The sequence below is a fragment of the Streptomyces sp. NPDC087215 genome (assembly GCF_044744885.1).
Lineage (GTDB): Bacteria > Actinomycetota > Actinomycetes > Streptomycetales > Streptomycetaceae > Streptomyces.
This window is the reverse complement of the sequence record NZ_JBIUZD010000001.1, coordinates 976,341-987,625: the sequence shown is the minus strand read 5'-3', so window position 1 is coordinate 987,625 and position 11,285 is coordinate 976,341. Positions and strand designations below refer to the sequence as shown.

7 protein-coding genes and 3 pseudogenes are annotated in these 11,285 nt (G+C 71.4%); 3 read left to right on the top strand and 7 right to left on the bottom strand.

The window, feature by feature from the left end:
* Positions 1–5: 5 nt before the first annotated feature.
* The 5 genes and pseudogenes from ACIO92_RS04260 to ACIO92_RS04240 form a co-directional block, all read right to left on the bottom strand.
* Positions 6–1,001: a serine hydrolase domain-containing protein gene (locus ACIO92_RS04260; RefSeq protein WP_402280882.1), complete on the bottom strand. Its 996-nt coding sequence runs from the start codon at positions 999–1,001 to the stop codon at positions 6–8.
* Positions 998–1,537: a dCTP deaminase domain-containing protein gene (locus ACIO92_RS04255; protein WP_402280884.1), complete on the bottom strand. Its 540-nt coding sequence runs from the start codon at positions 1,535–1,537 to the stop codon at positions 998–1,000. The genes ACIO92_RS04260 and ACIO92_RS04255 overlap by 4 nt, the downstream gene beginning before the upstream one ends.
* A pseudogene (locus ACIO92_RS04250) lies at positions 1,534–2,749 on the bottom strand (bifunctional metallophosphatase/5'-nucleotidase). Before ACIO92_RS04250 ends, ACIO92_RS04255 begins: the two are co-directional and overlap by 4 nt.
* Positions 2,746–4,065: pseudogene (locus tag ACIO92_RS04245) on the bottom strand (UDP-N-acetylglucosamine 1-carboxyvinyltransferase). Before ACIO92_RS04245 ends, ACIO92_RS04250 begins: the two co-directional pseudogenes overlap by 4 nt.
* 2 nt (positions 4,066–4,067) lie before the next feature.
* Positions 4,068–4,508 (bottom strand): ATP-binding protein, encoded by a 441-nt coding sequence (locus ACIO92_RS04240; protein ID WP_402280886.1) that lies wholly within the window; start codon positions 4,506–4,508, stop codon positions 4,068–4,070.
* A gap of 332 nt (positions 4,509–4,840) precedes the next feature.
* Here ACIO92_RS04240 and ACIO92_RS04235 point away from each other — a divergent pair, with 332 nt between their 5' ends.
* Positions 4,841–5,965 (top strand): winged helix DNA-binding domain-containing protein, encoded by a 1,125-nt coding sequence (locus ACIO92_RS04235; protein ID WP_366445121.1) that lies wholly within the window; start codon positions 4,841–4,843, stop codon positions 5,963–5,965.
* Between the two features lie 37 nt (positions 5,966–6,002).
* On the opposite strand, the gene ACIO92_RS04230 is transcribed toward ACIO92_RS04235, so the two are convergent.
* Positions 6,003–6,830: a LuxR C-terminal-related transcriptional regulator gene (locus ACIO92_RS04230; protein WP_366445123.1), complete on the bottom strand. Its 828-nt coding sequence runs from the start codon at positions 6,828–6,830 to the stop codon at positions 6,003–6,005.
* 120 nt (positions 6,831–6,950) lie between these two features.
* On the opposite strand from ACIO92_RS04230, the gene ACIO92_RS04225 reads away from it, so the two are divergent.
* Together ACIO92_RS04225 and ACIO92_RS04220 are read left to right on the top strand one after the other, a co-directional pair.
* Positions 6,951–8,684: an AMP-binding protein gene (locus ACIO92_RS04225; RefSeq protein WP_402280888.1), complete on the top strand. Its 1,734-nt coding sequence runs from the start codon at positions 6,951–6,953 to the stop codon at positions 8,682–8,684.
* A 52-nt stretch (positions 8,685–8,736) separates the two neighbouring features.
* Positions 8,737–8,874, top strand: a pseudogene (locus tag ACIO92_RS04220) (transposase); the annotation flags it as partial.
* A gap of 213 nt (positions 8,875–9,087) precedes the next feature.
* Here ACIO92_RS04220 and ACIO92_RS04215 read toward each other — a convergent pair.
* The gene (locus tag ACIO92_RS04215) at positions 9,088–11,052 is read right to left on the bottom strand and encodes an FG-GAP-like repeat-containing protein (RefSeq protein ID WP_366445125.1); all 1,965 of its coding nucleotides are present in this window, start codon (positions 11,050–11,052) and stop codon (positions 9,088–9,090) included.
* Positions 11,053–11,285 lie beyond the last annotated feature (233 nt).

Here is an 11,285-nt window from a genome sequence, read left to right as displayed (position 1 = left end):
GGCAATCAACCGAAACTCGTTCCGGACGATCGTGAGGGGCTCGCGGTCGCGGTTGTAGCGGAGTTTGTTCGTGAGGAGGCCCACCTGTCTTGGGTGGGACTGATCCACATGCCGGTGCCGGTAAAGCCGTAGTGGACCCAGATGTCCCCGGTGGGGTCGGTGCCGGGGGCGGGGTGCCAGAAGAGGCCGCGGGCGGGGGTGAGGCCGCCAGTTTGGACGCGGAGGGATCCCTTGATCCAGGCCGGGCCGAAGGCTGCTTGGGTGGGGGCCAGCATGTGGCGGAGGAAGCGGGCCAGATCGTCGAGCACCGAGAAAGTGCCGGCGATGCCGCAGACGCCGTCGAGGAGGCGGGCGGAGAAGTCGTGGGCGGTGCCCTTGAGGTGGGTGCCGGTGGTCTCGTTGTACTCGGTGGGGGCGCAGCGGGCCGCCTCGGCATCGGGGAGGGGGCCGAAGCGGGTCTGCGTCATGCCCAGGGGGTTCCAGATGCGATCGGTGGCGAGCTGGTCCAGGGGCTGGCCCGAGAGGTGCTCGGCGAGGTAGCCGAGGACGAGGGCGGCTCGGTCGGTGTATTCGACGGCTTCGCCGGGCGGGCGGTGGAGGGCCTCGTGTAGGACGCCGTCGCGGATGTCCTGGGGGTCGGTGCCGTGGACGAAGGCGATCCGGGGGTGGGCGGGTAGGGCCCGCAGGAGGGCGGGGGTGGCGCCGAAGGCCAGGTGGTGCAGGTGCAGCACGCTGATCTGGTGCGGGTCGATGGCGGCCGTCATGGCGTGGCGCAGGTTGGTGACGTACCGGCTGAAGGCGTGGCCGTCGAGGCACTTGCCGGATGCGTGCAGTGGGTCGATGCCGGCTGGGGGGTGGGGCCGGGCGCCGTTGGGGGCGAGCATGAAGGCGCGGGCGGGGATCGCGGGCTGGGTGCCGGCGTAGAGGTCGAGGAAGAGTTCGACGCTTCCGCCGGGGCTGGGGAACGGCAGGTCGAGGGCGGTGGCGACGACGCGGTTCACCGGCGGCCTCCGGGGTTCTCCTCGTAGAGGCGGGACGTCTCGATGCCCTCGCTGGCGCGGTACTTGAGGCCGTGCTGCTGGTAGCTGGCCGGGGAGCCGTGCGTGCGGAGGAAGACGAGCTTGCCGAAGGCCATGCCGGGCCGGACGCGCACGGGGCGGGTGGCTCGGATCTCCAGGGTCCAGCGGATCGCGTGGCCCTGGTGTCCGAGCGGGGCGGAGACGTGGACCCAGATGCCGAGGGAGCCGGTGGTCCGGTCGCCGTTGAGGAGCTGGGCGTAGGACTCGGAGCCCGTCCGCTCCAGGGTGTGGCCGAGGTGCAGCTCACCGGGCTGCAGGACGTGGCCGTCGTCGCCGATCTCCGTGCGGCGGGTGGGGTTCGGGCGGTGGGTGTCGAGTACCTGGTCGGTGTAGGTGAGCAGGGTCCCGCCCAGGCGGACGTTGTAGCTGTTCGGGTTGATCTGGGTCGCCGTGAAGGGGGAGATGCGCAGCCGTCCGTCCTTCGAGGCGGAGGTGATCTCGGGTCCGGTGAGGATCACTGGTCGTCTCCGTTGGTCAGGATGCCCCTGATCGCCGAGCCGAGGCTGAGGCCGGCGGGGTGGGCTCGGCTGCCGAGACAGGTGTCGGCGAGGTAGTCGGTGGTCAGCACCCTCGTCAGACCGACGGGGAGCGGATCGGGGGAGGCAATCAGGGGTCCTGCCTGCTCGGTGAGGTGAGCGAGCAGGGCAGCGGGGTCGTGGCGGAAGGTCGGCGAGACCTGAGCCTCGACCAGGCTGTTGTCGAACGGCTCGATGGCCAGCAGGTTTCCCGCGGTGAGGACTTTCGCCCAGTGGTGTCGTGCGCACGGCGGTCTCGTTGAGGACGACCGCCTCGCTGCCCAGTCCGCTGCACAGACGGTCTGCCAGTTCGCGGAGCAGGGCGTGGCGGTCGAGAGGCTGGTTCCGATAGGGCGCGACGAGACGTCCCAACGGCTCGGCCAGCTGTGCGTCGATGGAGGCGATCTGTTGACGGACGGAGGCCAGCTCGGTCGGTAGGACGGATCCCGAGGTGTCGGGGAAGCGGGCGGTCCGTCCGACCCAGCCTTCGGGGGAGCGCTCGGCGACTGCGTAGCCGACGGCGAGTTCCTGGCCCTTGAGCACGAGGGTGCTGCCGACCCGTTCGGGTCCGGTGTGTTCGCTGGGGCAGTGGTCGGCGAAGATCACGTCGAGGAAGGGGCACGTCTCGGCGAGCTGGAGGTCCTGTTCGAAGCCGGAGTGGCTGAGGAGGACCCAAGAGTCGACCTCGTGGTGGTGCGCGAGCATCAGTTCGCGGAGAGCCTGGACGGGGTCGGTGACGCGGTGGGCGGACCGCTGCCCGGCCGGGATCGAGTTGAACGCCTGCAGGCCGATCACGGCCGTGACGGCCGTCCTTCTGCCCGCGATGTCCACGATGCGCAGACGTCGGAAGAGCGCGTTGCCGGTGGGGTCCTCGACGACGTTGGCGCATACGGTCCGCTGGCGGAGGCCAGCTTGGGCGGCCAGCCGTGGTTCCCGGGAGCGACGACGTCGTACAGGGCGAGCAGGATGTCCCGTTCGAGCGCGCCCCGGCCGAGGCGGGTAGTACCCGGTGCCCTCGAAGAAGTCGCCGCAGTTCACCAGCAGGCCGTCCGTGCGTGCCTGGTGGAGGTGCCCGAGCAGCGGGCCGTCGGCGTCGAGAGCGGAGTGGACGTCGGTGGTTGCCATGATCTGACGCAGAGAACGGGCCGCGGTCATGGCGCGACCTCGCAGATGTCGGCGCCGAGGTGGAGGAGCTTGCCGGGCAGGTCGGCGTGGCCGCGGCGGAGCTGGTCGACTCCGCCGAGGGTGGTGATGCCGCGGGCGGTCAGCGCGGCCACCATGAGCGCGGAGCCGGTGCGGATGTCGGTGGCCTCTACCTCGGCTCCGGTGAGGCGTTGCGGGCCGGTCAGTCGGCATTCGGTGGGGGAGATCTCCTCGATCTCCGCGCCGAGCAGGGCCAACTGGGGCAGCAGGTTCCCGTGGCGGCCGGGGTTGATGGAGTCGGCGAACAGGTGTGTGCCGGGCTGGCCGAGGGCCAGTGCCATCAGGGGAGGTTCGAAGTCGGCGTCCAGGCCGCCGGTGGCGAGCGTGGCGATGGCGCGAAGGGGGCGGCCCGTCGGACGGGCGGCGCTCCCGTCGACCAGGAGGACGTCTTCCCGTACCGCGGTGGGGATGCCCAGCCGCTGTAGGGCTGCCTGCAACGGCACCACATCCCGACCTTGGACGCCCTCGATGCGCGCGGTCCCACCGGTGGCGGCGACGGCGCAGGCCAGGGTGCCTGCCTCGATCTTGTCGCCCGGTACGCGCCAAGCCGGCATCTCGGCCGGTGATACCGCTGCCGGGCTCAGGTTCAGGACTTGTTCCCCGGCTCCGGCCTCCCATCCCGCCGAGCGCAGGGCGTCCAGCACGGTGAGGACTTCCGGCGACAGGTTCGGCCGACCGAGGCGCAGCGCACGGCCCGCGACGACCGTACGCAGGACGGCGACGACCGTCGCACCGCGCGACCGGAACGGCAACGTGTGGGAGACCGTTCCGGTGGCGGGTCGACCGGCCTCGACGTCATAGCCCTCGTCATGGACGGTTACGCGGTCGCCGAACGCCTCGTACACCTTGAAGTGCAGGTCCATGCCGCGCTCCCCGATCCGGCATCCCCCGGGCCAGGGCAGCCGGGCGTTCCCCTGGAGGGCAAGGAGTGCGGGCACCAGTTAGTACGACGCGCGGATCCGTGCGGCCGGGGCCAGGTCGAGTTCCGCGGGTACGACGTCGGGGGGCATGATCACCACGCTGTCGGGCCGCCCCACGGGTCGGGCGACGTGCCAGCCCGCCCCTTGGATCAAGGTGAGCATCCAGTGGACGTCGGCGCTGGCGGGGACGTTCTCCAGCTGGATGGTCCGGCGTACGGCTGCTGCGGCGGCCAGCAGCGGCAGGGCGGCGTTCTTGGAGCCGTCGACGGTGACCGACCCGGAGAGGGGCCTCCCCGGACGTACGGCGATGACCTCCGCGCTCGTCGCAAGGGCCTGAGTGGGTGCCATGTTCAACTCCTTTGCAGGGGAGGCTGCGTGATGGATGGCGTGACCGAGGTGGGTGCGGACAGATCGAGCTCGGCCCAGCAGGACTTGCCGACCGCGCTGTGGTCGACGCCGTGCCGGTCGGCGAGGGCGTCGATGATCAGCAGCCCGCGGCCGTCCTCGGCGTCCGTACGGGGTGGGCGTGCGTGGGGGAGGGTGGAACTCCGGTCGCGGACCTCGAAGCGCAGTCGGCTCCCGCGCAGGCGAGCGGTTACGGAAGCAGCTTCGTTTCCCGTGTGCTGAACGGCATTCGCCAGCAGCTCGCCAGCTAGGACCTCTGCCACGCACATGCCGTCGGTGCCGATGACCGAGCGCCAGCCCCTGATCTCGTTCATCACCTGGTGCCGGGCGCGAGCGGCGCCCTCGGGCGTACTCGTGACGGTCAGCGTGACCTCGTGCACTTCCATGAGCAGCCTCCTGGAGGGCTGCGGTTCCACCAGGCAAGCGGGTCAGGAGGGGCTGCGCGATGTGCCGCGCAGCCCCTGCATCATTCATGCACGTTGTGCATGGCGGACAAGTTCCCTGCAGATGGGCTCGGTTGAGCAGGCAGGATCGGTCTCGGCAGAAGGGGCCGTGGCGGAGATGGTCGACACGCAGGGCGAGGTGCACCGGGTCGGTGAACTGATCCGCCGGGCTCGGGTCTTACGGGGCCGATCACAAGAGGACGTGGCCGGCGAGCTGGGATACCACCAGCCCTTGCGGACCGTTCCTGTCCGCAAGGACGAGTAACGTGCTCGCCATGGCCCCCAAGACGAGCCCTCCCGTCCTCGGCACCCGCGCCCTGAACCGCGCCACCCTCCACCGGCAGCTCCTCCTGGAGCGCGCCCCCATGGGCGTGGCCGATGCGGTCGAGCACCTCCTCGGGCTCCAGGCGCAGAACACGAGCCCGCCGTACTACGCGCTCGCCGCCCGCCTCGACGGCTTCCGGCCCGAGGCGCTGTCCGCGCTCATGGAGTCCCGGGCCGTCGCCCGTATCGTCAGCCTGCGTTCCACCGTGCACACCCACACCGCACGGGACGCCGTCGCGCTGCGCGGGCTCGCCCAGTCCGGGGCCGTGGACCGGGAGATCGCCGTGTTCGTCGCCCGAGGAGGGCTCGACGGCGTCGACCTCGACCGGCTCGCCGCGCTCTCCCGCTCGCTCGTCGAGGAGCGGCCCCGCACCCCCAAGGAGTTGCGGGAGGAACTCTCCCGGGAGTGGCCCGGCGCCGACCCGCCGTCCCTCTCCGTCGCCGCCCGCTGCCTCCTGCCCCTCGTCCAGGTCACCCCGCGCGGCCTCTGGGGGCGCTCCGGGCAGGTCGCCCTCACCACCACCGACCACTGGTTCGGCGCCCCCGGCGGGGAAGCCGCCGACCTCGACGAAACGGTCCTGCGCTATCTCGCGGCCTTCGGGCCCGCCTCCGTCAAGGACATGCGGTCCTGGTGCGGCCTGACCCGGCTCCGTACCGCGTTCGAACGGCTCCGGCCCCGGCTCCTCACCTTCCGGGACGAGCGCGGCACCGAACTCTTCGACCTGCCCGAAGCGCCCCGCCCCGACCCGGACACCCCGGCCCCGCCCCGGTTCCTGCCCGAGTTCGACAACCTGCTGCTCTCCCACGCCGACCGGAGCCGTGTGGCCGCCGCCGAGCACCGCTCCCGCACCTGGACGGGCAACCGGTCCCACCGCGTCTTCCTCGCCGACGGCTTCCTGGCCGGGCTCTGGCACCTCGACGAGACGAAGGAGCGCACCGTCCTGACCGTCGAACCGTTCGCCCCGCTCGGACGCGCCCCGCGCACCGACCTCCTCGCCGAGGCCGAGCGGACCCTGAGGATCATGACCCCTACGGATGTCCCCTACGAGATCCGCGTCGACACCCCTGAGAGATGACCCGCCCCGGGGAAGGGCCCCACGGCAGACCCCTTGCTCAGGGCAGCAGCCCCGCCCGCCGGGCCGCCGCCACCGCCTCCGTCCGGGTGTGCGCGCCCAGCTTCCGCATCGCCGAGCGCAGATAGCCCTTCACCGTCTCCGGGCGCAGCCCCAGCCGGGTCGCCGCCGTCGCGTTCGTCGCCCCCGAGGCCACCGCCGCCAGGATGTCCTTCTCGCGCGGTGTCAGGGTCACCCCGAGGGCGGCGCCGGTCGCCCCGGAGGCCGTCTCCAGCCGCCCGCACACCGCGAGCAGACGTTCCCGCAGGTCCGGGTCGGCGACCAGGGGCGCAAGCTCGCGCAGTTCCCCGTACGCCTGCCGGACCTCTTCCCAGGACGGCCCGGACGGCGGCCCCTGCTGCTCCGGCGCAAGCAGGCTCCGCACCTCGTCGCCGACGGCGAGCGCCTGCTCCACGTCCCGGGCCGCCGCCACCGCCGCGTCGAAGACCCTCTCCCCGATCGGCAGCGACTCCCGCAGTGCCCCGTACAGCACCCCGCGCACCTTCCGGCGTACGACCACCGGGACCGCGATCACCGACCGCAGTCCCTCCGCCGTGACGGGACCGTCGTACTCGTGGGTGATGTGCCGGGCCGACGGATAGTCCGTCACGGCGCACGGCCGGGACAGGGCCAGGCACTTCCCGCCGAGACCGGAGCCGGTGGAGACCGCGAGACCGCGCAGGGCCGGGGTCACCGCCCCGTTCAGCTCGGCGATCCGCAGCGCCCGCCCCTCGTGCAGCAGTCCGCCGAAGACGACCGGGAGACCGGTGGTGCGGCGCAGCCGCGACAGCGCGCCCCGCAGCTCCACCGGTTCGACGTGCTCACGCACCGCGCACTCCTTCGCCGCCCTCGCCGCAGATCCCGCCGGGTTCACCCCCGAACGGGGGTGGTGAGACCCGGGGCACTGATTACACGATGTCCTGGACCGGTCCCGCAACGAGGAGGACGCATGACCGATACGGGCGCGACCAGCGCGACGGAGGAGTTCCGGGCCGCGCGGGACTTCCTGCTCCAGCACCGCGAGGACTACGGGACGGCGTACGAGGGCTTCGTCTGGCCCCGGCCCGAGCGGTTCAACTGGGCGCTCGAATGGTTCGACGTCATCGCGGCGGGCAACGACCGGACCGCCCTGCACATCGTCGAGGAGGACGGGACGGAGACCAGGGTCGGCTTCGCCGAGATGTCCGCCCGCTCCAACCGGGTCGCGAACTGGCTGCGGGCCCAGGGCGTCCGCGCGGGCGACCGGATCGTCGTGATGCTGGGCAACCAGGTCGAGCTGTGGGAGACCGCGCTCGCCGCGATGAAGCTGCGCGCCGTCCTCATCCCCGCCACCCCGCTGCTGGGCCCCGCCGATCTGCGCGACCGCGTCGACCGGGGGCGGGCCCGCCATGTCGTGGTCCGTGCCGAGGACACCGCCAAGTTCGACGAGGTGCCCGGCACGTACACCCGGATCGCCGTCGGCGGAGCCGGAGCCGGAGCCGGACCCGGACCCGGAGGGGGAGACGGCACCGAGGTCGGCGCCGACTGGCTGCGATACGCGCACGCGTACGAGGCCTCCGACGTCTTCGAGCCCGACGGTGTCACCCGCGCCGACGACACCCTGATGCTGTACTTCACCTCCGGCACGACCGCCCGGCCCAAGCTGGTCGAGCACACCCACGCCTCGTACCCGGTCGGGCACCTCTCGACGATGTACTGGATCGGTCTCCGGCCCGGTGACGTCCATCTCAACATCTCCTCGCCCGGCTGGGCCAAGCACGCCTGGTCGAACCTGTTCGCGCCGTGGAACGCCGAGGCGACCGTCTTCATCCACCACTACACGCGCTTCGACCCGGCCCGCCTGATGGACGAGATGGACCGCAACGGCGTCACCAGCTTCTGCGCCCCGCCGACAGTGTGGCGGATGCTGGTCCAGGCCGATCTTGGCCGTCTGAAGACCCCGCCGCGCGAGGTCGTCGCGGCGGGCGAACCCCTCAATCCGGAGGTCATCGAGTCGGTGCGGCGGGCCTGGAACGTCACCGTCCGGGACGGCTTCGGCCAGACCGAGACCGCCGTCCAGGTCTCCAACAGCCCTGGTCAGCCGCTCAAGGAAGGCTCCATGGGCCGCCCCAGCCCCGGCTTCCGCGTCACCCTCCTCGACCCGGTGACCGGCCGCCCGGACGTGGACGAGGGCGAGATCTGTCTCGATCTGTCGGCCGCCCCGGTGGGCCTGATGACCGGGTACCACGGCGATCCGGAGCGTACGGCCGAGGCGATGGCGGGCGGCTACTACCGCACCGGTGACATCGGTGCGCGGGACGCGGACGGGTACGTCACCTACATCGGGCGCTCCGACGACGTCTTCAAGGCCTCCGACTACAAGATCAGCCCCTTCGAGCTGGAGAGCGCCCTGCTCGAACACGAGGCCGTCGCCGAGGCTGCCGTCGTCCCGGCGCCCGACCCGCTGCGGCTGGCCGTCCCCAAGGCGTACGTCGTCCTGGCGGCGGGCTGGGAGCCGACGGCGGAGACCGCGAGGGCCCTGTTCGCGCACTCGCGCGCGGTCCTCGCGCCGTACAAGCGCGTCCGGCGCATCGAGTTCGCCGAGCTGCCCAAGACGGTCTCGGGCAAGATCCGGCGCGTGGAGCTGCGCCGTCTGACGGCGGAGGGCGGCGGCACGGAGTACACCGAGGGGGACCTCGTGTGAACCCCTCCTACGCGCACGGGACTTCCACCGCCCCGCTCCTCGGCGACACCGAGAGTTCACCCCGTTCCTCCGCTTCGACACCGAGAGCCGCCGCATCGTCCGCACGACCAACGCCGTCGAGTCCGTGAACGCCAGGATCCGACGGGCGGTCAAGGTCCGCGGCCACTTCCCCGACGAGCGGGCCGCCGTGGACTGGTCTACCCGGCGTGAGCGACGAGGCGGTACGCATGGAGGCCCGAAGCGCGGTGGCTGGGGCCGTCTGTCCTGATTGTGGAAGCTGGTCACGGCGGATTCGCGGCTCCTACTGCGCTTTCCCGCTGATCCGGCCGTGGAGCGGCATGGGGAAAGCACCGGGCCGCGGGGAGGCGGACTTCATCGCCTCCCCCGCGGCCCGGTGCGAACGTCAGACGCAGCGTCCGCCCATCCAGTCGGTGAGGCCCTTCGTCCACGAGGTGGCCAGCCGGGTCACATCGGCGTCCAGCGCCCGCTGCCAGGAGGCGTAGTTGCCGGAGGCCGGCGGGGGCGGTTCCTTCCAGTCGACGACGTCGTACCAGTCGGGGAAGCCGGTGAGGGCCGCGGAGAGGCCTGCGGCGCTGACCCGGCTCCGGAGCTCCGGAGCCAGCTCCTGGTCATGCGTGTAGATGATGATCTCCTGGGACGCGATGCGCTCCGCGATCGGTGCGAGCACCTCGTTCCAGGCCGTCGATCGGACCGACGGGTCGCTGTGGAGGAGAGACTGCTTCGTCTCCCCCTTCACCTCCACCATCACGACCATGCCGAGGGACTTGGCACTGTCGAGCCACTCGCGGAACGTGTACACGGTCTCACCCGCGTAAGGGCCGCGCGTGATGGTGCGTCCCTTGAGCGGGTTCGTCCCGCTCGCCCACGGCAGCTCCGAGACGGTACCGAGCGGACCGGTCAGCCCGTTGGTGCTGGCGTTGTGCCACATCACGGCCTTGGTGCCGTTCTTGGTCAGCCGCAGATCGGCCTCCACCCCGGCCGCGCCCCAGCTCTTCTCCTGGGCGAGGCCCCTGGGGTGGTTCGGTGCCCGGATCTGGTCGACTGCCGAGGCTTCCGGCTGCTGGGGATACCCGCCGTGCCCGAACACCGCGGGACAGTAGGGCAGCACGGTGGGGCTGGTGTGCCCCTCGATCATGTGGACCCGGCTGAAGGTCCAGTTGCCGGGCTGGGACTCCCAGCTGTGCAGGGGACTGTTGAGGGCACCGTCGGACCTGGCGGTGAAGGTGATCGTCTTCACCCGTCCGTCGGAGTAGCCGTAGAGAGTGGCCAGGTCGTCGCGGCCGTCCCCGTTGAAGTCACCGGTGACGATCTTCATGCGCGCATGGTCGTACGAGCCCGCCGGGAGGACCAGCATGTCCCGCCGGTCGCCGAACTTTCCGTCCGTGCCGAGACGGAAGCCGATCACCGCGTCGCGCCCGTCCGCGTAGTTGTACCAGGCAGCCAGTTCGTCACGGCCGTCACCGTCGAAGTCACCCGCGTGCAGACTCGGCTGCCGGAACGTCCAGCCCGTGGACTCCCAGCCGTGCACGGGCTCGGCGAACCCGCCATCGACCCGCCCGGCCCAGTACATCAGCTTGACGCTGCCGTCCCGGTACCCGTACAGCGCCGCGAGGTCGTCGCGGCCGTCCCCGTTGAAGTCACCGGTGGCGAACTTCATGCGGTTGACGTACCAGCCGTCCCCAGGGGCCCGCTGGAAGGACGAGAAGTGCCCGCCGAAACCGCCGTCCGGGCGGGCGAGCATCGTGAAGAGCTTGTCGCTGCCGTCCCCGTAGGCGTACCAGACGGCGACGTCGTCACGGCCGTCCCCGTCGAAGTCGCCGGCCTGGGCGGTCATGGCGTCGAAATTCCAGTTGCCCGGCTCCGCGGTCCAGGAACGGAGAGGACCCGCGAAGCCGCCGTCTCCACGGCCGAGCCAGGTCAGCAGGGTGACCCGGCCGTCCTCGTAACCGTAGAAGGCCGCGAGGTCGCCCACACCGTCCCCGTCGAAGTCGCCGGTGAGGCGCTTCATGTTCTCGGCCCAGTAGTTGCCCGCGGGGGTCTCCCAGCCCACCCCGGGCGCGGCGAAAGCGCCGTCCGGGCCCGCGAGGAAGGTGCGTACGGCGTCGTGCCCGTCTGCGTAGTCGTACCAGGCGGCCAGATCGCTGCGGCCGTCACCGTTGTAGTCGTGGCGGACACCGGTGCCCGGTCCGGCCGCCTCACCGGTCGGCGTAGCCGCCGTGCCGTCGAATGCCGTTGCCGTCCCTGCCGGTTGTCCGGGCGCGGCGGTCGCACTACCGGCGCCCGTGGACAGGCCGAGCAGAGCGAAGCACAGCACGGCCGCGCCCACCGCTATGGAAGGTCTCCTCATCCAGCTCTTCACATCCCTTGCCGTCGAACGAGAGAAATGCGCCCCTCGGCGGGGGCATGGGGAGCGGGCCTCGCCCGGCCGGATCGTTCATCTCGCCACAGCCACGGCAAAGATGACGACCGACGCCTCCGGGGGCCGCCGATCATTGGATCATTCAAGATCCTTCTGGGGTCGGTGAAGCAGAGACCGGGCATCCCCGAGAGGCTGGGTACGGGCCCACCGTGTCACTGATA

Excerpts from the sequence above, each read along its gene's own strand:
- ACIO92_RS04240 (WP_402280886.1), bottom strand. The coding sequence starts at position 4,508 with ATGGAAGTGCACGAGGTCACGCTGACCGTCACGAGTACGCCCGAGGGC.
- ACIO92_RS04235 (WP_366445121.1), top strand. The coding sequence starts at position 4,841 with ATGGCCCCCAAGACGAGCCCTCCCGTCCTCGGCACCCGCGCCCTGAAC.
- ACIO92_RS04225 (WP_402280888.1), top strand. The coding sequence starts at position 6,951 with ATGACCGATACGGGCGCGACCAGCGCGACGGAGGAGTTCCGGGCCGCG.
- ACIO92_RS04215 (WP_366445125.1), bottom strand. The coding sequence starts at position 11,052 with ATGAGGAGACCTTCCATAGCGGTGGGCGCGGCCGTGCTGTGCTTCGCT.